Here is a 24089-nt window from a genome sequence, read left to right on the forward strand (position 1 = left end):
CTCACGGTTTGCTTCTTACGAGTGCATAAAGCCTGCTTCGCATCGGCCCTGAGATGAGCCGGAACCCGGAGTAGAGCGTCGTCACCATCAGGAATTCGCCCAGCGTCAGGAAGCCGGCCCTGAAGACGTGCGCACGGAAGCGGACGTCGTTGACCAGATAGCGAAAGCCGCCTCGCCGGTCGTTTAAGCCGGCGCCGGCGCGCGCGCGCACCAGAACCTTCGGAATGATGTGGAACTGCGCGCCGGCAAGTGCCAGCCGGATCCAGAGATCATAGTCTTCCAGGAGGCCGAAGCGCGAGCTGTAGCCCCCGACGGAGCGCAGCAGATCGGCCCGGACCGCCACCGACTGGTGAACGATGACGTTGCGCCACCGTAGCGCCTTGATGATCGCATCATGCACGGTGGGCGCGATGCGAAGCCGCACCGCCGGGCTTTCGTCGTCGAACTCTTCGGCCCAGGCGGCGACGATGTGCACCTCCGGATGGGCGTCGAGGTAGCGGTACTCGAGCTCGATGCGATCCGGCAGGCAGATGTCGTCGCTGTCCATGCGCATGATCACCGGCATCGTGCAGGCTTTCAGGCCCGCATTCAGCGCGGCGGCCAACCCGCCGTTCTTCGAAAGCCGCACGACGCGGAGTTCCCATGCATTTCCGGTTGTGGCAAATGCGTCGATCACCTGCTCCTGGTCGGCACCGATCGGACCGTCCACGACGAGGACGATCTGCGCAGGCGGCAGCGTCTGTGCCCCCAGACTGTCCAGGCAGGCGGCCAGATTGGCCGCCTTTTCCTTCACATAGGTGGCGATCAGGACGGAGACCGCTGCAGTAACGATGGCGGAGCTGTTGGCATGATGTCTGCCGGAGGCGCATCCGCCCTCCTCCTCCGGCTGTTCGGGAAGGTTCCTGTGCATGAGCTCACTCAGCACCCCTGCGAGACCAGACCACGCCCGGCGTCCTGAGAAGGATCTTCAGATCCAGCAGGATCGAGCGCATCTTCACATACTCCCGGTCGTATTCGACACGACGGTCGTAGCTGACGTCGTTGCGCCCGCTGACCTGCCATAGGCCGGTTATCCCGGGCAGAACGCTCGCATATTCGCCGACGTGCTGCTTGTAGTGCGCCAGTTCCGCCTTGGTCACCGGCCGCGGCCCAACCAGACTCATCTCACCCCGCAACACGTTGAAGATCTGAGGTATCTCGTCTAGGCTGGTCGATCGAAGAAATTTGCCGATCGGCGTGATGCGCGGATCAAAGCCGAGCTTCTGGCGCTCCTTCCACTCGAAACGTGCGTCGGGATGGTGGAAGAGATATTCCTGGAGGCACTCTTCAGCGCCCACGATCATGGTCCGGAACTTGAGGCAGCCAAACGGCTTCGTCTGCTTTCCGATCCTTGTATGTCTGAACAGTACAGGGCCGCCGTCAAGCGCCACGAGCATGGCGATCAGGACGAAGAGCGGGGCAAGCAGGACCATAAGAAATCCGGCGACGGCCACATCGAGCGTACGCTTGAAGGCCTGGCCCGCAGTCTCAAGGAAACCGGCGTTTCGCCATGCCGGCGTCGCATAAGCGAGTTTTCTCAGCTCGTTCAAAGCACCCTCCCCTTCTTGTTTTTCAAGCGGTACTGCGGAGATGCGTCTCCGCGTTCGAGCGCCACAAGGACACCATTCGCGCCTGTCGCTTTGCAAGGAAACAGAAGGGCTACCCCTTGGGAGGGGAGCGGGAGATATACTTATTTCGGGCCATAGCCAGTTAGAGGACTGCAGCACGGACAATCTCGTCCGAAACCTCAACCAAAGCAGTATGGCATGGCGTGTGGCTCCGCCGAATTCATGGAACGGCCTTTACCACTCGCCGAGCCCCTGTCACCCTTAGGTATATCTTCGAAAGGAAATTGAGGGACGACGCCCTACTCAATACATTAGGAAAAAACAATTGATGACGAAATGGGCACATGCTATAAATAATTTTCTAAACACAAATAGAAATGCCAGAAATAGGTATCCACAAAGTTTGTTATTTAGTATATTTTTGACTATATATAAATTCAAAGGAATTTAAATTCTCTCGTTAACAATATCGTTCTGCGTTTGACTTCGAGAGGCCTCGCGCCAGCGAACATCGCGCCATCCGTGACAATCTTGGAGAAACGCATGACGCATAATATTTATCTGCTTGAATCCTGCCGATTATTTCGGGAAGGAACGCGCATTCTGCTCGATTCTTTCGCATTCAATGTCGTCGGCGTGGGAGAGTCGCTAGCCGACATCAGCAAGTTGCCGGATGCCGGCACATCCCTTTTATTCATCGTGGGTACGATCGAAGGCGCGACTGCATCGGATGCCATAATGGCCATTCTGGATGTCAATCCACGTGCCAGGATCGTCGTTCTCGCGGACAACTACGATGCGGAGGCGGCCGATACGGCCGTCACGCTCGGGGCCAAGGGCTACCTGCACAAGGGCCTGTCGGCTGACAACTTCATCAAGGCCCTGCAGCTCGTCGCGGACGAATGTTCGGTCGTCTCGGGCAGCACGGCGGGTAGCAGGAACATCGCCACGGAGGCGGACGTAAGGGTTGAGGCGACATTGCCGCCTGCGGCCGGCTCCCCCATCGCAACTGCGCTGGACGACGGCTTCGCACTGCAGGCCGATGTTGGCGCCGCACCGCAACACCCCCATGTTCCGCTTGCTCCGGTAACGTTTGGCGATGGCCGCGGCGGCCTGTCTCCGCGCCAAAAGGCGATCCTGAAGCTTGTGACCGCGGGCGCCTCTAACAAGGAGATCGCGCGCAATCTCGACATCAGCGAAGGCACCGTCAAGGTGCACATCAAGGCGATCCTGCGCAGGATCGCTGTGAAAAACCGCACGCAGGCCGCGATCTGGGCGCTGGCTGCAAAGGATGCCCTCGGCATCGCTGACACGCGAAAGGGCCAGGCGTAATCGCTCCCGCTGCGATGCCCGGCTGGCTCAGCGCTTCAGGCAGAGCGCGGCGCGGGGAACGCCTGAGACGTCGAACACGAACCGGGCACTGGAATAGCCGGCGGTCCGCGTGACCAGCGCCAGGGTCTGGCGTTCCTGCCCTTCTCCGAATTCGAAGGCCAGTGCGCCACCGGGGCGCAGAAAATCTAGCGCGTCATAGATCAGGCGCTGGTGGATCGCGATGCCGTAGGGGCCGCCGTCGAAAGCCTCCCGCGGTTCGTGCTCCAACAGGTGAGCGCGATCGGCCGTCAACCGCCCGCTGGAAATATAGGGCGGGTTGCAGACGACCATGTCGACCATGCCTTCAAGGCCCTGATTGCGGATGTTCTCGAACAGATCGCCCTGTACGACCGTGACCCGGTCCCCCAGAGAGAAACGGCCGACGTTGCGGCGCGCGACCTCCACCGTTTCCGGCGTCAGATCGCAGGCGTAGACCCGCGCTCCCTCGATGTTGCGGGCGATCGCAATGCCGAGATTGCCGCTTCCGCAGCACATGTCGATCACGACGGGCTCGGCCACCCCGTGCGCCAGGTGCTCCACGCAGACCTTGCCCAAAAGCTCCGTTTCCTCGCGCGGCGCCAGAACGTTCGGCCCGAGCTCGAAATCCATCTCCATGAACCGGACCAGGCCTGAACCGGCGTCGACTGCGCCGAGCGGAACTCCGGCGCCTGCGCCCGCGCCTGCCGGCCCGGTATCGATCGTGTGATGTGACGTCATGTACAATCCTCCTGATGCCAGCTTTCTGGCGGCGGGGCTTGCCGGATTGCTGCCCGGTTTCCTGCGACGGTCCATGTGAGACAGGCATCCGGCGCCAGCCCGATGTTCATACCGGCCATCACGAGCGTAAAGACGGCCGCGCCGGGGCATCAGGGTTAACCCGCCCGGAACGGCATCGCTCTCAGTGGGTAGCCCGTTTGCGTCGTTGCCTCGAACAGGTGGCATCGACAACACTTGAGCGCCAGGCGTGGTTCCATCTGCGAGGGCACCTGAAGCTGGAACTGCGCCGGAACGTCGAGCCCACAACGCCGGGCGTTGCCAATGCAATTTGCATGAAGGGACCGCTATGTGCGGAGTGATCGGATATTTCGGCGGTGAAGTGCCGACCCAAAAGGCAAGGCATCTCCTGCATCGCATGGCCGAGTCCGTCCAGCACCGGGGGCCTGACGATGCCGGGCTCTATATTGGCGACGGCATCGGCCTCGCCCACCGGCGGCTCTCCATCGTCGGTCTTGCCGACGGTCATCAACCCATGGCGAATGGTGAGGGATCGCTCGTCGTCTGTTTCAACGGCGAAATCTTCAACTATGTCGAACTGCGGTCAACGCTGGAAAGCCGCGGTCATCGCTTCCGCACAACGTCGGACACGGAAGTGATCCTGCACCTCTATGCCGACAGGGGTGACGAATGCGTCGGCCAACTCAATGGCGACTTCGCCTTTGCCCTCTGGGACGGATTGCGCCGCCGCCTGCTGATCGCGCGAGACCGGATGGGCGTCCGCCCGCTGTTCTATACCCGGCGCGAAAATACGCTTTTCTTTGCCTCGGAGGTGAAGGCACTGCTTGGCGTTCCAGGCTTGAGCGCAGAAATGGATCCCTTCGCCCTGGATCAGGTCTTCACCTTCTGGGCCCCCGTCCCGCCCCGGACGATCTTCAAGGACATTTCGGAACTGCCCGCCGGCCACATCCTCACAGTCGACGATGGCGGGATGGCGGTACGGCCCTACTGGGATCTCGCCTTCCCCGACGCGGCGGACCGGGAGGCAGGTCGCTCGGAGGCCGATGTCGCAGACGAAGTGCTGGCCCTGCTCGACGATGCCACGGCGATCCGCATGCGGGCCGACGTGCCGGTGGGCGCCTATCTCTCCGGCGGTCTCGATTCCTCCATCACCTGCGCGCTTGCCAAGCCCTATGCAAAAAGCGGTCTGCGCACCTTCTCGGTGACCTTCGGTTCGCAGGAGCACGACGAGAGCGCCTTCCAGCACGAAATGGTGCGTGCGCTCGGCACCGAACATTCCGCAATCTTCTGCGGCCCGGACGAGATCGCCGAAGCCTTTCCCTCCGTCGTTCTGCACACGGAAAAGCCGGTGGTCCGCACGGCACCTGCCCCGCTCTATCTCCTCTCCCGCCACGTCCGGGACGAGGCGATGAAGGTGGTCCTGACCGGCGAAGGCGCAGACGAGGTCTTTGCCGGCTACGACATATTCAAGGAGGCAAGGGTCCGCCACTTCTGCGCCCGACAGCCCGGCTCGCAGCGACGCTGGCAGCTCTTTCGCCGCCTCTATCCCTACCTGCCGGGTCTGCAGCAGCAATCTCCGGATGCTCTTGCCGCCTATTTCGGCGCACATGCCGACGACCCCGCCGACCCGCTGTTCTCGCACCGGCCGCGTTTTCGCAGCACGGGCGCAGCGAAGATCTTCTTCTCCGCAGCGCTTCGCGAGGAGCTTGCCGGCTACGATGCGGCAGAGGAACTGCTTTCGCGCCTTCCCGCCGATTTCTCCCGCTGGCACCCGCTGCACCAGGCACAGTATCTGGAAACCAAGTTTCTCCTGCCGGACTACATCCTGTCGAGCCAGGGGGATCGCATGGCGATGGCGCATGGCGTCGAGGGGCGCTTCCCGTTCCTCGATCACAGGCTCGTAGAGCTTGCCGCCCGGATCCCGCCTGTGATGAAGCTCAAGGGCTTCGTGGAGAAGAGCATCCTGCGCAAGGCGACGGCGGGCCTGCTGCCGCCATCTATCAACAAGCGCGTCAAGCAGCCCTACCGCGCACCGGACAGCGCCTCCTTCTTCACCGGCACCGAGCCGGACTATGTCGGCCGTCTCCTCAACCGGACGGCGATCGAGAAGACGGGACTGTTCAATTCGCTCGCCACCGAAAAGCTGCTTTCCAAGTGCCGGCGGCAGGCCAACGGCTTCCGCGACAATACCGCCTTCGTCGGCATCCTCTCGACGCAGCTCTGGCACGAAGCCTTCACGAAACGGTCTGCCTGGCAGCCCGGCCACCACGAACCGTCACGAACAATCCAATATGGAGACGCATGATGGCGACCCTGAATGAAGAAATCCGAGCGTTCATCGTCGAGAGCTTCCTCTTCGGCGACACGTCCCGAACACCGGGCGACGACGATTCCCTGATCGAGAACGACGTGGTGGATTCGACCGGCATCCTCGAACTGGTCGCCTTCGTCGAAGACAATCTCGGCATTCCTGTCGCCGATGCGGAGATCCTGCCGGCCAACTTCGATTCGATCGCCAAGCTCGCAGCCTTCGTCGCGTCCAAGCGAGGCGGGCTCCAGCAGGACGACGCCGCCTGAACGAGGCATCCGCCGCCGAACACATCCGCTCGGCGGCTGCCCGAAACCTAAAGCTTTGCGAGGATCAGGCATGCGCGTCGAAGACTTCCTGCGCAACAGCGCCCGCCTTCATGGCGAGAAGACCGCCCTGGTCGCCGGCGCCAACAGGTTGAGCTTTCGCGAGCTTGACTCACGTTCCGACCGCCTTGCCGCAGCGCTGCAGCGAGCCGGTCTGGAGCCCGGCGACCGCGCTCTGGTCTTCATGGACAATTGCTGGGAGGCGGTGGTCTCCATCTTCGCAATCCTGAAGGCCGGCTGCGTCTTCAGCCCGATCAATTCCTCCACCAAACCGGACAGGCTTTCCTACATCTTGCGCAACTGCCGCGCCCGCGCCGTGATCACTCAAGCGAAACTGACAGGCATCGTCGAGGCGGCAAGGCCGGGCTCGAACGTCGATTGCGTCATTGTGGCCGGCGCCGGTGGCGAAGGCGGCGAAAACACCCTGCGCTTTTCGGACTGCATCGCAGAACCTGCGGCTGCGCCCCGTCATGGCGGCATCGATATCGATCTCGCCATGTTGATCTACACGTCCGGTTCCACCGGGCGGCCGAAAGGGGTCATGATGACCCATCGCAACGTCGAGGCGGCGGCGACCTCGATCACCACCTATCTGGAGAACACGCCGAACGACATCGTCCTCAACGTGCTGCCGATCGCCTTTGACTACGGCCTCTACCAGGTCCTGATGGCAGCAAAGGTCGGCGCCACGATCGTTCTCGAAAACTCCTTCGCCTTCCCGCAGGCGATCTTCGATACGATCCTGCGCGAAAAGGTCACGGGTTTTCCGCTCGTACCGACGATGGCGGCGATGATCCTGAACATGCGCGATTTGCGCCCGGGCTTCCTGCCGGGCCTTCGCTACATCACCAACACGGCCGCCGCCCTGCCGGTGGAGCATATCGGCCGCCTGCGCCGGCTCTTTCCCGGCGTCACGCTCTATTCCATGTACGGGCTGACCGAGTGCAAGCGCTGTACCTGGCTGCCGCCGTCGCAGCTCGACATCAGGCCCGGCTCCGTCGGCATCGCCATTCCCAACACCGAGGCCTATGTGGTCGACGACGAAGGCCGCAAGGTCGGTGCGGACGTGGTAGGCGAACTCGTCATCCGCGGGCCGCACGTCATGCAGGGCTACTGGGAGGACGAACAGGCGACCGCACGGGTGCTCCGCCCCGGCCCCCATCCATGGGAGCGCGTGCTCCATACCGGCGACCTCTTTCGCACCGATGTCGACGGCTTTCTCTATTTCGTCGGCCGCAAGGACGACATCATCAAGTCGCGTGGCGAGAAGGTGGCACCCAAGGAGGTGGAGGCAGCGCTGCACGCCTGCCCCGGCGTCTCCGAGGCGATCGTCTTCGGCATTCCCGATCCGGTTCTGGGACAGGCCGTGCATGCCGTCGTCGTGGTGAACGATCCCACCCTGAGCGAGCAGGCGGTCATCCGTCACTGCCAGAAGAACCTCGAGGATTTCATGGTTCCCCGCTCGGTTTCCTTCACGCAGGAACTGCCGAGAACTGACACTGGCAAGCTGAGTCGCCGGCTGGCGGCAGACGAATTCAACAGACAAGAAACGGAGATGGCGAGATGAGACCGGATGCACGCATTGACGCTGCCTTCTCCGCCGAAGCGCTGAAGCTCGACCCGGCCCGCGAGGTGGCTCGCATAGCAGAAGCGTTGCGCGACCAGGTCCGCACGCAGATGCGCCGCCGGGGGCTGGTGCTCGGCCTTTCCGGCGGCGTCGATTCCAGCGTCTGCGCAGCGCTCGCCGTACACGCGCTCGGCGCGAAAAACGTCTTTGCGCTCTATATGCCCGAACGCGATTCCGATCCCGAAAGCCTGTCGATCGCGCGCGAGGTCGCCGACACCTACGGCATTGCCGGAGAGGTGGAGGACATCGGCCCGACGCTCGATGCCATGGGCTGCTACCGCCGCCGCGACGCCTTCATCCGCGAGGTCGAGCCTGCCTACGGCCCCGGCTGGGCCTGCAAGGTCTCGATATCGAGCCCGCTCGAAAGCGATCACTTCGCGATCTCGACCCTCGTGCTGCAGGCGCCCGACGGCTCCATCCACCGCAAGCGCATGCCAGCCTCGGTCTATCTCGGTATCGTGGCCGCCACGAACATGAAGCAGCGCACCCGCAAGCAGATGGAATACTATCACGCCGACCGTTTGAACTATGCGGTTTTGGGTACCCCCAACCGGCTCGAATACGATCAGGGCTTCTTCGTCAAAAACGGCGACGGTGCCGCCGACGTGAAGCCGATCGCCCATCTCTACAAGTCGCAGGTCTATCAGCTCGCCGAATATCTCGACGTGCCCGCGCGCGTCGTCGCCCGTCCGCCAACGACCGACACCTGGTCGCTCGCCCAGACGCAGGAGGAATTCTATTTCGCCCTGCCCTATGACCGGATGGACCTTTGCCTCTTTGCCTTCAACGAAAACATCTCGGCGCAGGAAACAGTGGAAGCCGTGGGCCTTTCTCCCGAGCAGGTCGAACGCGTATGGCAGGACATCCGGTCGAAGCGCAAGACGACCCGGCCGCTGCATCTGGCCCCGCTCCTCGTGGAAAAGGTCTTCTGAATGCCCGGGAGCGACGCCGCGATGAACGAGAAGGTCGAAAACGAGAACCCGGACGAAAAGCGGGCCCGCCGCCTCGAAAAGCTCAGGCACTGGCGCAAGGCCTGCGCCGACGAAAGCCCTGAACTGCAGTCCTACAATCTCGCGCCCGGCTGCAATCCGCTGCTTCTGTTCCACGGCGACTTCGACATGGGCGGCGTCTATGTGCGAAAGCTTGCCAACGACTGCGCCCATCCCCTCGTCGCCTTCGCGCCGCACGGCATGAATGGCGACAACGTCAAGCCCAGCATCGAGTGGATGGCCCGCGAGCGCCTTGCCGACATCTTCGCGGTGCGCCCGACCGGCCCCTATCGCCTTGCCGGTTACTGCAACGGCGCGCTGGTGGCCTATGAATGTGCCCGCCTGCTGCAGGAGCGCGGCTGCGAGGTAGAGTTCGTCATCATGATCGAACCCTCATCCCTCAATGCGCGTCCGGGCTACCGGTTGATCCATCGCGCGCTGTCGTCCTTCTTCGCCCCGCCGGCCGAGCGCTCGGAAAAGGCGCAGGAACGGCTCGGCGTGATCATGCGCAAGGTCTGGAACGTAGGCCGCGTCGCCCATCTGTCGCCGGCCGAGATCACCCATCTCGCCCGCACCATGAAGGAGCGGCGGCTCAAGGAGCGCCAGCGCCTGGCCGAAGACCTGCAGTCGAAAAGCTCGAGCGAAAAGCAGCTCCAGGCGCGCTATGCCGGGCTGATCCACGTCTATACGGCAGCGCTTGCCTCCTATGTCCCCCAGCCGTCCACTGTCCCGGTAGTGGTCCTTTCCACCGGGCGCGACGGCCAGGGCCGGCAATGCGGACTATACGACGGCAAACAATGGGGCAGGCTCGCGCGCAATTTCCGCCATATCCAGATGCCGGGCCACCACTCGACCTGCCTCTCGGTCCATGCCGGAGAACTGGTCACCAACCTGCGCACGATCCTCGCCGCCCATCCGGCGGAAGCCGGCTGAACCGAGGAAAGCCTTCATCCGCGGCATTTGCCGGCACCGGTTGCACAATTCAGTCATCCAGGCCTTCAGTCATTCGCCCCAACCGGTCCTGTCGAGGCCGTCACCGCCGCGAGTCGCGGCAGGTCAATAGACGCGACATGCTCTAGGAGATGTCGATAATCTCGATTTCGCTATCCCCGAGGCTCATCACGTCGCCAACAGCCTTTCCCAGGACGATGTTCGCCACCGGCGATACATAGGAAATCGACCCCGTTTTGGGATCGGCTTCGTCCTCCCCCACGATGCGATATTTCTGGATGCGCCCGTCGTCGCGGCTGAATGTGACCGTGCTTCCGAACGCCACGGTATCGCACGAAGCCGGATCTGGGACGAGCTGGGCCGTGCGCACCCTTTCGGCAAAGTAACGCACATCGCGCAACGGTCCCGCCACCTGCCGCCGTCGTTCGTTCACGTCTTCCACGACATTTGCGGCCTCATAGGCCGCGCGCGCCTGTTGCAGCTCGCGCTCCAGTGCGCTCAATCCCGTTTGCGTCACAAGGTTGGGATGGGGCGAAATCGGACGGTCCGGCAGAATGGTTTCCGCAGCCGTTTCGGCACTCTCTTCCTTGACAAAGGCAACGCTCAATCCCTGGCTCCTTCAGAATGACGGCATGCACCAGCTTCTGTGGCGGGCCGATAGATAAACTGGGGCTTAGAGAGGACGATGTCCAGTTTGCTTGCCACACGAAGCCACGAAGCGCGCCGGGACGCGCCGCAAAAACTGGCCAAACGCGAGTGGCTACCGCGCCGTTGACGCCGCCCGAGCCGGTGGTGTCTGCCCTGGAGACGAAGCCTCGGCCTCGGATGCGAATGCAAGCGAAGCGCCCGCCATCGCCAAGGCAATCAATCCGGATGTGACCCTTTTGCGGACATCGGTCCACGCAGCCCCCGCCTTGCTTTTCAGGGGAACGTTCTGCGCGACGAATTGCCGAAATTCGGGGAACCGCGCGTCCCCATCGAACATGTCCGCAAACAACCTCGCCTGTGCCTCCACGAAATGACGACCCAGCAGCCTGTCGGTTTCAACGCCGAACTGGTGAAATCCTCCCGGGCGCGGAGAAAATTCGCCAAAAACCAGACCATCCTCCGAACGGTAGAAATCTATCCGGATGAAGGGAGCAGGGATCTTGCGACTGATGTTGCCGGCAAACTCCAGCAATTCCCTGTCGATCGGCGATGCGGCAAGAACGGTATCGTCATATTTGCCCGTCCTGACCGGGGCACCCTTGCCGTCATACCAATAGCGGACGTTCTGGCGACCGGTTCGGATGACTTCGAGCACGAGCGGCACTTCGCCATAGAAGCAGTAGAACTTCAGATCGCTCGCAGGCTCCTCATTGGGGCCATAGACGATCTCCTCAGTGTTCCAGCGGTCCTTCTCCTTCTTCTGTGCGACAAAGGCGGCCGCCTCGGTGCGCAGCTCGGCAATGGACGAGATCACGCTCTTGTCGCGAACCGAAAAGATCCTGTCTTCCGAATGGATCAGAAAAACACCGCGTGCGCCGGCCGCGTTGCTGGGCTTCACTGCCAACCCCGGCCGAAGCTCCAGCTTTTCCAGCGGCTGGTTGAACTGGGGCGTTGCCGGACACCGCATGCCGAGAAAACGCGCAAATTCCTTCCCCCGCTGCTTGTCCGCCAGAATGTCCTCCGGCGCGTAGCCGATGCGGGCCGATTGCTTTTTCCGGATAAGGGTCTGGGTCCACATGGACGAAGAGAAGGAAGCGACGGCATCCTGTGTGCGAATGCCGGGGAATTGCAGCAGGCGCTGGCTGATAAACTCCGACGGCACCTTTTCCACAAGCCGCCTCAACCTGTCGTCATCAGCCTTCCAGGCGACCCGGACCATGGTGCTGACAACCTCTCCGAACTGGCGCCGCAGGAACGGGATGGTGTTTTCGAGCGAGGAAACCAACGAATTGTGCGGCCGCTGCTGGCCGGCGGAGGAAAGGAAGAACTCCGTGTAACCATGGCATGCGACATTGGCGATATGAACGTGGGCGAGCTCTCCGATGAGCCTGCCGGAAAGCAAGCTGTCGACAAAGGTTCTGATTCGTTCGGGCTCGCCTTCGACGTGAATCTGCAAGCTCGCTCCGGACGCAAGATCGCGAACCCAGCCGGACAGTTCCAAAGAATTGACCGTTGCGGCAACGGCACCGCGCGAGGCCGCCCCGTCAAAATCACCCTCGCATGTAATGACCCGCGCCACCTTTGTCGCCAGATGAAAACCCTCGCGCATGGAATACCCCCGAAATGCCTTTGATCTGCAATATCAGAAGTTGCAGTTTTAGCCAGAGGGTGAGTTAAGGACGTATAGAGATAGTTGCAGATATCCCTCCACGACCAGCAGGCCCGAAGACATAAGTGCGGGGCGGCCGAAGGCCTTCGGTCGGAAGCGCAACGCAGGGATTGCCCGGTGTATCGGTAGCAGCGAGGCACGGTGGCCGCCCAAGAGGCGGCGTCCGCAAGAGCAGCCGAAAGGAGTGTGCGCCTGTACCGCACGGCCACTTGGGAATGGCCGCAATCGCCCTACATTCTTCCGAAGTCAAAGGAGGTGCCCATGGCCGAGGATCTACCGATGTTCCTGCTGCAGGCGGCAGTTCTCACCCTGTTGGCGGGCGTATTTTTTATTCGTCTGTAGACTGCCCGTAGCATGCCGACGCGCTGCGATCGCAACCGACGCTCCGGGCATTTGCGCCACCGGTCATTCTCTCATGGCCACAGCTCCAAGGCCCAAGTTTTTAAATGTGCTCTGTCGGAAGGCGCCGTCCGGATGCCATTTGCGACCATCCGGCCGGGCTTCGCCTAAAAACATCTTCCGCCCTCAATGGGCGCGCGGCTCGCGTGTAACGTTGTATCGAAGTTCGCATTCCGTCGCATAGCGGCCGAACAGACGGAGCAGCTTCGCCTCCTCCGGCTTTGCGATCTTGTATTCCTTGCAGAAATCCACGACCGACAGCACGCGCGTGGCCGAAGCGGCGATCGCCAAATGGTTGATCTGATGCATACTTGTCCTCCCTGACCCGAGCACTAATACCAAAGTCTAAATTAGGGGGCTATAAATTCTGACATGTCGCTTTTTCCAAACACCGGCGTTTGCGATCGATTGTCAGTTTCCGTGTGCGGAGGGGAATTTGTCGATCAGTTCCAGAAGGTAGCCGACGGCGATAGGCTGAGTGGTCCGCATCCTGACCAGACCGTCCGCGCCAAGCAGCACCGCCTCGAATTTGTCCGCGGCGGGGCCGCCGAGTTCCGAACGGATCGCGTCCGGATCCATGTCATCGCGGGGACGAAGTTCCTGGAAGACGCCCGTTGCCGCAACGCGGATGATGGCAACGTTGTGCCTCTGCAACGCGTCCTGCTTCTCGGCGATGAGATACTCCTGAACCTCCGCCTTCCCGCTCGAAAGCTCTTCAAAGACGACGAGGACACGGCACTTGCCACGGAATTCGCGCAGTGTTTTCGATGCAGCCGTCGTGCCGATGCCGAGCTCTGCCCCGAGTGCCTGAAGAGTGCTTCTGTCGCCGTTGCTCATGTCTTGGGAAACAGAAGATGGGTCGATTTGTTCCCTCGCCAGCAGCCGGCGTGGCCAACGACTTGTCCCACCCACGCAAGGCGGTGATCGACCCTAGCGAGGCTCGGATGCGCTTACCTTGCCCTCGCCGCGGTCATCGCATTCATCCGGCCCGTTTCTTGACTGTTCTGCCGCCCCTGCAAGACGCTTTGCCTGCGACGCCAGCATTCGGCTCAGTTCGCGCAGATCTTCCTCTTCCAGGTCCTCGATACCGACGAATTTGTTCTGTGCGTGCGACGACAGGATGAGTTCGTCCAGCTTTGCCTGCAGCGCCCGCCCCTCGCGCGTCTGCGAATTCTGGAGGATGAACACCATCAGGAACGTGATGATGGTCGTTCCGGTATTGATCACAAGCTGCCAAGTCTCCGAAAAGCCGAAGAGTGGCCCGGAAATTCCCCAGATCAGCACCAATGCGACCGCACCGACGAAGGCGGTCGGATGCCCCGCCCAATCGGCAAACCGCGTGGCGAATTTCGTGAATACACCTGCTTCAGATTGCGCGTTCATGGCTGGCTCCTTCCTTGCGAGCATGAACTGCGATGAAGCCGTGAGGTTCCACACGGGTCCACGCGCACCAGAATGGAGGTAGCCTGATTATCGCTTTGGTTGGTTGCCGCCAGCTCTTTGGAGGAGCAAACTCGTCCGTTGGGAGGATAATAGGATGTCTGACTTCCCCTGCTCACCCGCCTCCGCAAGGCCAGACGATCTCGCCCGGCTGCAGGAACTGTTCGACACGCTTTGCCTGAAAGGACATATTTCGCGCCATTCCGCCGTGGCCGACGAGGTCGCCAGACGCATCATGCTGCTCTATCAGGCCGGCGTGCGCGACAAGGCCACATATCTAGCGATCATCGCCACCGAGCGGAAAGGCGCCGACCATTCGATGGATATCTGCAGACGCGGCAGCGTGCTGCACTGAGGGATGGAACATAACCTTTAACGCCGCTCAATTGACGTGATCCGGCTTGCCCTTTTGCTTGCCCGTGGCAAAGTCGCGAAGCTCTTTCTCGGTCATGGATTTCTCCATCTCCTTCGAAGCGCCCTTCAACTGGCTCTTTTTCATCTCACCCCGTTTGGCGGCGAGCGCCGCACCGGCAGCCTTCTGCTGCGCCTTGGACTTCGCTGGCATGGCATCGCTCCTGTTCAAGCGAAAAAGCAAAAAGTCTCGATGGGACGATTTGTTCCGGCACGATCACGAAACTTGGAACCATGGCCGAGCCTGTCGGTTGTCCATCGAAAGGCAGCGGGCGCGTCGCGCCACGGAACGAGACGAGACGAGACGAGGAAAGGAGATCACATGCCGGCCGAACTGACGTCAATTGAGGGCAGGCTGAATGCCCACCGAAAGCTTCTGGTGTCGATCGTCGATCTGCTGGCGGATATGCCCGCAGCGCGCTCGGCACTTCAGCGTGTGCAACGGGACCATGAGGTGCATCGGGACCATGAAGAGGATCCGGGAATCGATCCGGACACGATGTATGCCGTTCAGCGCATTGCCAGCGCCGAGATCACAGCCATCATTCAGGCCGGCATGGCGCGCAACGCCGCAAATCATGGTCCCGCCTCCAAACCAGACGGCGAGACGAACACGCAGCCGGCTGCGGAACGCGACGCAGCGCCGCAATTCCGGCAAACGCGCCACGGTGCAACGAACGACGGCGTTTCCAGCGCAAAACCGCGCGTGATCACCGGCAGCGACGATGCCACCGTCAACAGGGACCCGCCGGGAACGAAGCGCTCCAGCGACTGGTCGATCGGGTTTGACGAAACGCAACCGGCGGCGGACAAGTAACGGGCTAACGCAGGCGCTCCGGCGCCCGCATTACGGCTACGGGGCTTTGCGCTCCGGCGTCAATTGCATGGAACTGCCGGCATGGCGGATCGTTCTCTCCTGGTGTTCAACGTTCCATCGGGAGATTTGATATGAGCTACGCGCTGAAAGACCTGGAGGCTGCAGAGGTCTCCTGGCTCAAACGATTGGCCGACGGCCGTGTCCATGTGGTCCCCACGGCCATGGCCGAACGCCTGCAATCGCTGGGCCTCGCGCAGAAGGCATCTCCAGACCTGGAAGACCCGGCGATTTCCGAACAGGAACAAGGATCGCCCGGCACCCGTATACTCGGCACCCGCATCAATGACGACGGGCTGCGGCTCCTCGATGAGGAGGAGTAAGACAGCAGACACCGCCAGGACGACGCGTCTCGAACCGCATCGTGGAGGACCAGATGACCTACGAGCTTTATTATTGGGACGGCATCCAGGGACGTGGAGAATTCGTGCGACTGGCGCTCGAGGAGGCAGGCGCCGACTATGTCGATGTCGCACGCGTCCCGGGGCGCGGCAACCGGGAGATGATGGAGCTTGTCGACGACACGCGCACGCTGCTGATCCCCTTTGCCCCGCCTTTTCTGAGAGACGGCGACCAGATCGTCTCGCATGTGGCAAATATCCTGTTCTACCTCGGCCCGAAGCTTGGTCTTGCGCCGAAGGATGAGACCTTGCGCTGGTTCGCCAACGGCCTGCAGCTTACCGTGACGGACTTCGTCACGGAAGCGCACGACACGCATCACCCGATTGCGGTCTCGAAATATTACGAGGATCAGAAGGACGCCGCGAAGGCGCGGTCGCGCGAGTTCGTCACCAACCGCATTCCGAAATTTCTCGGCTATTTCGAGCGGGTTCTGAGGCAAAACCCGGCTCAAGACGGCCATGTGGTGGGCGACGGCCTGACCTATGTCGATCTTTCGCTGTTCCAGATGATCGAGGGCCTGAGCTATGCCTTTCCCGCCGCGATGAAACGCTATCGAGCGCGATTTCCGGAACTGACGCGACTTCATGGTGTGGTCGCCAAAAGATCGGCAATCGCAACCTACCTCGCCTCACCGCGTCGCCTCCCCTTCAACGAAAGCGGCATTTTCCGCCACTATCCAGAACTGGACATCGACGTTTGAACACCGACAGCATGCAAACAGGATAAATCAAGCCCGGCCCACACCCTGCGGCTCCAAAGGCAACGAGGCGAACAGATCGGCTAACCTTGCTGGCTAGCCGCCATGCAAGTTATTGATGATAAAAAGATGGAGTGGTGGGCCCGGAGGGGCGTATTAATCATTGAAATCATTGAGGTTTTTGGGATTTTTGTAGGCCGATACCGTCAAAAATACCGTCGTCTGGATGCGAATGTTTTCCTACCATGGTTTTGGTATCTCGCCATTGATAAGACCATAAATTACCGCTGCCACCAAGGCCGAGGTGAATGCCAGCCCCCACGACAGGACTGTGGGTAAGGCGCGCCCGACCGCCCCCGGCTTCCGAGGACTGAGATAGATCATTGTGTTCGGGATCATTCTCTTGTGCATCTGCACGACCACGGCTGCGATGAGCACAACGGCTGCCAGAAACGCGATGCGCCCCCAAAAATCCAAGTCGGGGATCAAGGCGACTACGAACAGCAGCATCAGCCCATTCACATTCAAGCCGAACTTTCGCACCGACGTTGCCAGTGGCTTTTCAAAACTTTTCATATGCGCGACGAGTGACTCGGCTTTCCCCGTGACCCAACTCTCCTGCGCACCTTGCACACGAATTTCGTTTTCACCTTCGGCATTCAGTTCGATCACGACCATCTTGTTCACGCCGTAGAGGTCGGGCTCTTGGATATAGAGCCGAAGGTAACGGTGCTCACCCAGCCTTTCGCTCTCGTTGAGGAAGTCGGCTGCATACATGTTCGTCTCGATGCGCCGTTCGCGGAAGCTGACCGTGACGGTCTTGTGACCAAAGTCACTGGCGATGAACTGAATCAAATGGCGCACGTCTTCCGCGTAAAGCCGAACAGCGCCAATCTGTCGAACAGCGGTATGCAACTGCTCTGGCGATGGCCCCTGTTTGGTCGCCGAATTATCTTGGTCGTGTGGATGCAGGATGAACGTTCCGCCCGTTCCGAGCGTCGATGACCACCGGCCCCGGATCTGCCCATTCTCGGTGAGGGTTCCATTGACTTCGATGTCGCCCGCAGCCACGCCTTCCGCTACTTGACGTGCAGCCCCACTAAGCGCGAGCGTCTTTCCGTCGAATGTTCCAGCGACATCATACAGGGCAAGTCCGAACAGGTGGTCTTGCAACCTGATCAGACCCTTCAGGTCGTCCTGCTCGCTAGTTTCGAGTTCGACAAACACGTTGCCTGTGTTCGTCCCGTAAACGTTCCCTGCCCAAAGCCGACTCAGCGCACTCATGAAGTCTCCGCATTGTTTGAGCGAGGGTATCAAACGCTGCGACCACAACGAAGTTCAGGCAGCAATAATACTGCGGATAAGCCTTTCCCACGGGCTTTGGTTATTATCGCTTAGGGGGGGGGGTGCCGCATAAAACATAGACTGCACCTGTCGTAACCCGATGGAAATGACCGACTAATATCGGGATCAAGCCATTGTCAAAGAGATATCGGCGTACCAATTGTCTAGGTTACGCAGGCCGCTGCTAGCGCGATTTACCTCACCATAGGGGATATCCGTCAGCGTTAGATCGACAGACCCGTCTGGGATCTCACACATCCGCTCAATGCAATCTCCAATAAGCAAGTGCGGCCCGCCAGTGTCCGCGATTCGCATACCGATCACACTCAACATAATGTAGACCAAACCCTATACATGATGAATGGACCGTTCAACAAATAGTTGATCGCAAACTATACCATAAATAGTTTCAGGACTCGCACCTGCAACGTATCGGACACGAACCCGCAACCGTCATGTCTCTACACATGCTTCGGACTTAACACCTGACCGCACTAGACTGGAACAGATAAGCCGTTGAGAGTCATGATTGAATCGCTCTGACTAATGCCGTCAGCGATACTGTTGAACTGAGCGACGGTATTTGCGTCTCAGGATACCGTCAGAATGGCATTTCAGCCGATTTCCGGTTTTCTAACTTATTGATTTTGTTGATGAATTTTTCCGCACAAAAGCGGTTGGTGGGCCCGGAGGGCCAGTAAATATCCATATAAATTCATCGGTTAACCGTGAGGTTAGCCAGACGAGTTTTCTGCCTGTTCCCGATGTTAGCCAGCCTCGCCTTCGAAACAGCCAATACTGCAAACCGGGCGGCCTACATCAGGCCCCTTGGGACATCGGGGGCGATTGAATAACGAAGGACGCCGCCGAGAAGGAGGTACCCCTTGCGTTACAACCGACAAGAACTTCTATCTTGTTGAAGTTAATTGAGTTTCTGAAAACCTAGATGGCGCATGGGCTACACTGCTGATACTATCCCCCAACGGGTATCGGGGGTTACGGTGAACAGCAGCCAGTACGTTTCTTTGTCACGACGCTTCGTCGAAATCTATTCCGCAGACTTTGACGACGAACCGGATAGCATTTGGGCTAGTCTCGCGACCAGAGAGACAGGGAAAACGTGGGAAGAAATTCTAACGAATGATGTGTCTATTCTCCTTGGCACAGCTGGATCAGGTAAAACAACTGAAGTTCGTCAGCAAGTGAAGCGCCTCGTTGAGGCAGGACAAGACGCGTTCCTGATGCGCTTGGAAGCGTTGCAAGACGGGACCTTGCCGGATTCATTCGACTTCGAATTGGAAAATCAAGGCGAGCGGTTTGAAAAATGGAAACGAACAAGAAAAGGCGCGTTTCTGTTTTTTGACGCTCTCGACGAGGCACGCTTACCGTCTTCACGCAACGAAAGTGCGCTGGACAAGGCACTCAACATTGTCTCACGAGAGGTCGGGCGACGACAGCAGCCCCTGCGTGTTCTGGTTACCAGTCGCCCAAGCGAGTGGCTTGGTGATGGCGATGTGAGACGTCTAGATCGTTTCATACGACAGACACGAAATGCCGAACAGGACTTGGGAGCAGACGCCCCGATCCACAAGATTTACCGCCTCGCACCGCTAGTGACTGGGGACATTGAGAAACTTGCTATTTCTCGTGATGTGAAGCCCTCGGACTTTATCAGCGCTGTGAACGCCCATCTTTCTACAGGCCTAATCCAACAACCGCTGGACGCGCATCTATTTTTAGATGTCTGGAAAAAGGCGGTTAATGAGGGCCGTTCCCCCGAGGACGTCTTCAAATCAAGACTCCAAATCATGCGCGATTTGGTTACGTGGCGGCTCTTCGGGCGATCTGAAAGCGAAGATCGCTTGAATGTCGACATTAACCGCGCACGTAAGGCCGTAGCGAAACTTGCAGCCTTCGTGATTTTGTCCGGTAGACAGGATTTTTCTGTCCTTCCGTTGGCGGCAGGCGATGCCACGAATGCTGCGAATATCCTGTCTACAGATGCGGAGGCTTGGACAAATACAGAGGTGCGTCAACTGCTCGCGTGCGGGCTGTTTCAGCCATCTGTAGGGGGGCGTATCAGGTTCGCACATCGGGAGATACGGGACTTCCTCGCAGCTGAGCATTTCGACGAGAGCTTGCGAGCTAGAGCACATTCTGAAAAGACAATCGCACCGCTTTTTGCTGAGGGACTAGGACGGCGATCGATCCCGCAGTCGACAGAGCACCTCATGGGCTGGTTGGCCGCCTTGAACAGCTCTGCAAAGGCAGTTGTAGCAAATGTCAGACCTGCGCTTCTCATAGAGACTGGTGATCCAAAATCATTATCTGTCGGCGATAGGGAGATCGCACTCCGCAACCAAGCGCGTCTTTACGACAACCTCCGTTACAGAGGCGAGTGGTTCTATCATGATGATGTGAAGCGCTTCTCACACGCTGACTTATGGCCTTTAGTCGATGAACTCCTAGATAAATCCAGCTCTCCTGAGCTGACCGCGTTTTTAGTTGAGATCGCTAGATTTGGTAAAATGAAGCCACTCGCTTCAAAACTGGCGACCTATGTGGGAGATGCAGAAATTGGGTATCGAATAAAAGCGGAAGCATGCACTGCGCTCGATGAGATAGGGGATCAAACTTTCCGCGCCGATGTACTGGCAGCAGCCCTGACGGCTACACCACCAGACGCCGAGGATTCCGACTCTGCTCCGAACTGGAACATGTTCCAGCTGAAGGCGTTGAAATACGGCTCTGGCGAGGCCACTCTGCTCGACGGGATTAACATTCTTTCGAGTATTCAAAGAGAGCGCTCAAACTACTCATCCGCGACATCTAGGTATTTGATCGAAATACTCGAAGACTTGCCAAAGGCGCAAAAGCAGATTTGGCTGTCAATTTTGCTGCGCTTTGCATTTTCCGGCCGTTCTGAGAACCGGTACCGAATGCCCAACGCTTCGGCTCGGTACTCAAGGTTCGTGCCTGCCATAATCCACATAGCGTCGGAACTATTGCTTGATAAGGATATGCCTCCAGACGACGATGACTTGCTCAACGCCATTGAGATGGCGATGGGCAAGGGCCGCAGGATTGACGTATTCGGTCGCAAGGCACCAACACAGCAATTGGCGAATGGCCTGCGCGCACGACCCAACGTCAAACACGCTCTTGTTCAACGAAGAGTGGCCCTTTTCTCTGATAACGTGCAGGGGCACCGGGTCCCGTTCGGAGTAATCCACCCTCTAGAGTTTAATGATGAAGAGGGACATGGAGACATCTTCGATCGGTCCGATGTGTCCCACTTTTGCGAGCTTGCGTCAAAGGCCAACGATAAATGCCAGCGGGCATTTCTGCTCGACTTAGCCCAAACGATTCTTACCAAACTCCGGGGTGCAGATCACAATATTGCAGTGGATGTGCTCAGAAAGCATCTCAAGAAATACGGGACCGTGAATCAACGGCGGCATCTCGGCATCCGCGGCTGGTTTCTTCGAATGAAATTACGCTTCCAGCATCAATACCGCTATAATATATCGAGACAGTTTCTGAGCAAGAAGGAAACTATTCAGGCCTGGGGAACCGCACGAAAAAATAGAAAGTTCTTCGAGAGTAGACGCAGGGAGATTTCCGCTGGTGAGTTCGATAACAACAACGCCATCTGGCTCTTTGAACAATCTCCAGATGATCTCGGAAATGGAACTATTCGCGCGATCAAGGAGCAGTATGGGGCGGGGATCGCCAAACTTTTTAGTAATGGCTTGCGAAAATACTGGAAGATCAATGATACGAGCTACGCTGACCGGCGAACATACCTAGGCCACATAGGCCTAGCAGGCGTTAATCTCGATTACTCATTTGGAGAACCCCCGTCTGACGCCGGCCTTGCGCGAAAGGCCTTCCGTTACGCTTTCCACGAATTGAACGGCTTTCCCCAATGGGTTGAGGAATTAGCAAACAATTTCCCAAGCCAATTTTGCTCTGAGATCAAGGGGGCTTTGCTGGCAGACTTCAGCTCTGGTCGAGGTGACGATGACCTCCACGCGTCGGATTGCATAAGCAAGATCGCCTACTCTAGTGTCGGAATTAGAAACCTGGTGGCTCCGATGCTTCTTCGGATGCTAATGTGTACTCTTCCAGGAAACCGTCTCGACAGATTGCTCTGCCTAGACGTCGTTGCTCGCGCGCCGACTGTCGAGCGAGACCGCCTTTCCAGGTTTCTTATCTCGGGCTATCGGGCGTCATGGACCCGTTTTGATTTCCGCGAGGCATGGGTGTGGCTTGATGGTCTAATGAACTCGAACTCAAGTGCCGCTAAAAATGTGTTGGTCACGACTTTTGGCGATCTGCACAGCGTCGGGCAGAGGGCGCTCTTTCTCGAATATTTGGGTCGAGAAGGACACAAGCCTGCTCTGGACGAAGGTTCGAGCCAAGTCCGAGTGGAGTACAAGCAAGATGCAATTCTTCTAGAGTGGCTGGTTCAGGCATCATACCTGGCATGGCCACCTGAGAAGGATGTGAAGCACGAGAATGTCTACTCGCCGGGAAAAGAAGACCATGCGGAGAGCAACAGGCGAAACTACACCAAGATGTTGGCGATGTTTCAAACGCCCGATGCTGTCAGCGCATTTGAAAGACTGGCCAAATCAATGGTGCTTTCGAGCTACCGAGATACGTTTTTGTACGAGATCGAGCTCATGAAACAAGGAGCGGGGAGAAGGCCCGAGTTCTCACTTGATGAGGCAATTCGGTTTCTTAACGATCACTCCAAGCCACCAGCGACTGTGGAAGAGTTCAGGCAGCTCTGCCAAATGCATGTACAGACGCTCCTCGAAAGGCTGCACACTTCCGACGATGATGAAAGCGCATTCTTCCGGCGCGGCGACGCGAAAGAGGGCGATCTTAGGAATTGGCTCGCTGCTCGCCTAAGAGACGCGGGAGAGCGCTACTACACAGTAGTAAGGGAGCAGGAAGTCGCGGGCGAAAAGCGACCCGACCTCAGGCTGCATTCGAGAGTAGACGCTTTGGGGAAGGTGTCCGTTGAGATCAAACTTGCGGATATGGATCATTGGACAGGAGATCAGCTGGTCAACACTCCGGGTGAACAGCTTTCAAAGCAATATTTGTTTGAGCCTTCATCTCACACAGGGATCTATGTTCTCGTCAATGCCGCTCGTCCAAGGCTACTCGAGGAAGACAAGAAGACCAAGAATGTTAAGAGAAGCGCCTTCCAAAAGACTGTCGCTGGCAAAGCGGTGAACTTCGAAGAACTCGTTGCCCTCGTGGGACAGAAGTGTACAGCAGTAAATGAGGGCCTCGCTGAAGGTAAGATGGTGGTCGCAGTGACGCGCGACATCTCTGAGAAACCTTCGGAGACCCTTTGAGAGTACGATCCGAGGAAAATGTCCGCTTTCCGCCCTTAGCAACCCTAGACCCTACCGATACCGCGTCTGACGCAGAGGGCAGATGAGGGTCGAACTCGGACCGCATCGCGAGATGCCCGGATATCCGCTCTCGCCATTCGCAATCCAATTTCGGACGGTCTGCTCGCGGTCTCAAAACAGCGTCCGCTCGCCTTCGAGCGAATAGATATGATTTCCGCAGGTCCAGCGCCCAGATGAGCGGGCAACGGAGACCAGATCGTCCGACAAACTGCTGGACGTCCAGCAAGAGCTGCGAATGTCCATAGGCTCCGCGGCGTAAAGTGGTGCTGCGCCGAGAGATGCAAGCATCACGAAACTCAGCACAGTTGTCACGAGTACTTTTCGGAGGTCATTCCACCACATTGGTTGCAGCTACACATCAAACATTGACGTGCGGTTACAGGGGGATGATTTTGGTCCAAAGCGTCCCAATTCGCCTGCCGGTTTTACCGGTGAGTAAGGGGCGGCTCTTCCTTAAGCGGCGACAGGACTTCCGCTATGCACCGCGGTAGCCGTGCTCGCGGAGGTGAAGCGGGCGCGAAAAAAACACTGACCCGTTCGGAGGCCGATGCCGGTCTGACGATGATGCGCGTTGACATCGACCCCAAATGAGAACATTTATAGAACAAACTAAGGAGCAGCAGCGATGGCAATGGCTGAGAAATATATCGTCCTTCCGTACAGGCGGGTCCGCGGACGTTTGGCGCCTGGCGAAATGCGCGCTGCATCAACAGCCGCGGGCGCTGAGAAGATGATGTCCCAGGGAGTGGTGTAGCTCGGGCGATCCTCGAGCTTTCCGGACAGGGCCGGGAACGGGTCAACTTGCAGCAGGCAAGTTGATGAGCTGATCATCACTCATTGTGGCGATCGTCTCAAG

Annotated in this window: 20 protein-coding genes and 1 pseudogene; 11 read left to right on the forward strand and 10 right to left on the reverse strand. The window is 58.9% G+C overall.

All coding sequences use genetic code 11. The features are described 5' to 3' along the window. Position 1: 1 nt before the first annotated feature. Both HV823_RS25030 and HV823_RS25035 read right to left on the reverse strand, forming a co-directional pair. A complete protein-coding gene (locus HV823_RS25030) occupies positions 2 to 910 on the reverse strand; it encodes a glycosyltransferase (RefSeq protein WP_176952398.1) in 909 nt (302 codons plus the stop codon). A 4-nt stretch (positions 911 to 914) separates the two neighbouring features. Further along, positions 915 to 1589 (reverse strand): sugar transferase, encoded by a 675-nt coding sequence (locus tag HV823_RS25035; RefSeq protein ID WP_246301966.1) that lies wholly within the window; start codon positions 1587 to 1589, stop codon positions 915 to 917. Between the two features lie 549 nt (positions 1590 to 2138). On the opposite strand from HV823_RS25035, the gene HV823_RS25040 reads away from it, so the two are divergent. Then, entirely contained in the window at positions 2139 to 2939 is an 801-nt protein-coding gene (locus HV823_RS25040; RefSeq protein WP_246301968.1) for a response regulator transcription factor, read from the forward strand. 27 nt (positions 2940 to 2966) lie between these two features. Here the strand turns inward: HV823_RS25040 and HV823_RS25045 are convergent, their stop codons facing one another. After that, entirely contained in the window at positions 2967 to 3593 is a 627-nt protein-coding gene (locus HV823_RS25045) for a N5-glutamine methyltransferase family protein (protein ID WP_425487702.1), read from the reverse strand. Positions 3594 to 4041: 448 nt separating this feature from the next. On the opposite strand from HV823_RS25045, the gene asnB reads away from it, so the two are divergent. The 5 genes from asnB (at position 4042) to HV823_RS25070 (ending at position 9896) form a co-directional block, all read left to right on the forward strand. Then, on the forward strand, positions 4042 to 6018 hold the full coding sequence (asnB, locus tag HV823_RS25050; RefSeq protein ID WP_176952400.1) for an asparagine synthase (glutamine-hydrolyzing): 1977 nt from the start codon (positions 4042 to 4044) through the stop codon (positions 6016 to 6018). Continuing rightward, positions 6015 to 6290, forward strand: a complete 276-nt coding sequence (locus HV823_RS25055) for an acyl carrier protein (protein WP_176952401.1) — start codon at positions 6015 to 6017, stop codon at positions 6288 to 6290. Before asnB ends, HV823_RS25055 begins: the two co-directional genes overlap by 4 nt. 70 nt (positions 6291 to 6360) lie before the next feature. After that, the gene (locus tag HV823_RS25060) at positions 6361 to 7914 is read left to right on the forward strand and encodes a class I adenylate-forming enzyme family protein (protein WP_176952402.1); all 1554 of its coding nucleotides are present in this window, start codon (positions 6361 to 6363) and stop codon (positions 7912 to 7914) included. Beyond that, the gene (nadE, locus tag HV823_RS25065; RefSeq protein ID WP_176952403.1) at positions 7911 to 8906 is read left to right on the forward strand and encodes an NAD(+) synthase; all 996 of its coding nucleotides are present in this window, start codon (positions 7911 to 7913) and stop codon (positions 8904 to 8906) included. Before HV823_RS25060 ends, nadE begins: the two co-directional genes overlap by 4 nt. 21 nt (positions 8907 to 8927) lie before the next feature. Beyond that, a complete protein-coding gene (locus tag HV823_RS25070; protein ID WP_176952404.1) occupies positions 8928 to 9896 on the forward strand; it encodes a thioesterase domain-containing protein in 969 nt (322 codons plus the stop codon). 142 nt (positions 9897 to 10038) lie between these two features. On the opposite strand, the gene greA is transcribed toward HV823_RS25070, so the two are convergent. The 5 genes from greA to HV823_RS25095 form a co-directional block, all read right to left on the reverse strand. Further along, entirely contained in the window at positions 10039 to 10521 is a 483-nt protein-coding gene (greA, locus tag HV823_RS25075; RefSeq protein ID WP_176952405.1) for a transcription elongation factor GreA, read from the reverse strand. A gap of 153 nt (positions 10522 to 10674) precedes the next feature. Beyond that, positions 10675 to 12171: an ATP-grasp fold amidoligase family protein gene (locus HV823_RS25080; RefSeq protein ID WP_176952406.1), complete on the reverse strand. Its 1497-nt coding sequence runs from the start codon at positions 12169 to 12171 to the stop codon at positions 10675 to 10677. A gap of 585 nt (positions 12172 to 12756) precedes the next feature. Beyond that, complete coding sequence (locus tag HV823_RS25085) at positions 12757 to 12939, reverse strand: hypothetical protein (RefSeq protein ID WP_176952407.1); 183 nt, start codon at positions 12937 to 12939, stop codon at positions 12757 to 12759. Positions 12940 to 13041: 102 nt separating this feature from the next. Continuing rightward, positions 13042 to 13467, reverse strand: a complete 426-nt coding sequence (locus HV823_RS25090; protein ID WP_176952408.1) for a DUF4174 domain-containing protein — start codon at positions 13465 to 13467, stop codon at positions 13042 to 13044. A gap of 93 nt (positions 13468 to 13560) precedes the next feature. Next, positions 13561 to 14013 carry a low affinity iron permease family protein gene (locus tag HV823_RS25095; RefSeq protein ID WP_176952409.1) on the reverse strand — a complete coding sequence of 151 codons (453 nt, stop codon included), beginning with the start codon at positions 14011 to 14013 and terminating at the stop codon, positions 13561 to 13563. A gap of 154 nt (positions 14014 to 14167) precedes the next feature. Here HV823_RS25095 and HV823_RS25100 point away from each other — a divergent pair, with 154 nt between their 5' ends. Further along, positions 14168 to 14425: a hypothetical protein gene (locus HV823_RS25100; protein WP_176952410.1), complete on the forward strand. Its 258-nt coding sequence runs from the start codon at positions 14168 to 14170 to the stop codon at positions 14423 to 14425. Between the two features lie 27 nt (positions 14426 to 14452). Here the strand turns inward: HV823_RS25100 and HV823_RS25105 are convergent, their stop codons facing one another. Beyond that, complete coding sequence (locus tag HV823_RS25105) at positions 14453 to 14635, reverse strand: DUF3008 family protein (RefSeq protein ID WP_176952411.1); 183 nt, start codon at positions 14633 to 14635, stop codon at positions 14453 to 14455. Positions 14636 to 15109: 474 nt separating this feature from the next. On the opposite strand from HV823_RS25105, the pseudogene HV823_RS25110 reads away from it, so the two are divergent. The 3 genes and pseudogenes from HV823_RS25110 to HV823_RS25120 all read left to right on the forward strand — a co-directional run. Beyond that, a pseudogene (locus HV823_RS25110) lies at positions 15110 to 15298 on the forward strand (hypothetical protein); the annotation flags it as partial. Positions 15299 to 15429: 131 nt separating this feature from the next. After that, complete coding sequence (locus HV823_RS25115) at positions 15430 to 15678, forward strand: hypothetical protein (protein ID WP_176952412.1); 249 nt, start codon at positions 15430 to 15432, stop codon at positions 15676 to 15678. A gap of 53 nt (positions 15679 to 15731) precedes the next feature. Further along, positions 15732 to 16457 carry a glutathione S-transferase gene (locus HV823_RS25120; protein ID WP_176952413.1) on the forward strand — a complete coding sequence of 242 codons (726 nt, stop codon included), beginning with the start codon at positions 15732 to 15734 and terminating at the stop codon, positions 16455 to 16457. 237 nt (positions 16458 to 16694) lie between these two features. On the opposite strand, the gene HV823_RS25125 is transcribed toward HV823_RS25120, so the two are convergent. Then, positions 16695 to 17738 carry a hypothetical protein gene (locus HV823_RS25125; protein WP_176952414.1) on the reverse strand — a complete coding sequence of 348 codons (1044 nt, stop codon included), beginning with the start codon at positions 17736 to 17738 and terminating at the stop codon, positions 16695 to 16697. A 1061-nt stretch (positions 17739 to 18799) separates the two neighbouring features. Here HV823_RS25125 and HV823_RS26920 point away from each other — a divergent pair. Beyond that, on the forward strand, positions 18800 to 23173 hold the full coding sequence (locus HV823_RS26920) for an NACHT domain-containing protein (protein WP_246301969.1): 4374 nt from the start codon (positions 18800 to 18802) through the stop codon (positions 23171 to 23173). The last annotated feature ends 916 nt before the right edge of the window (positions 23174 to 24089 follow it).

The sequence above is a fragment of the Mycoplana rhizolycopersici genome, assembly GCF_013378445.1.
GTDB classification, from domain to species: domain Bacteria; phylum Pseudomonadota; class Alphaproteobacteria; order Rhizobiales; family Rhizobiaceae; genus Mycoplana; species Mycoplana rhizolycopersici.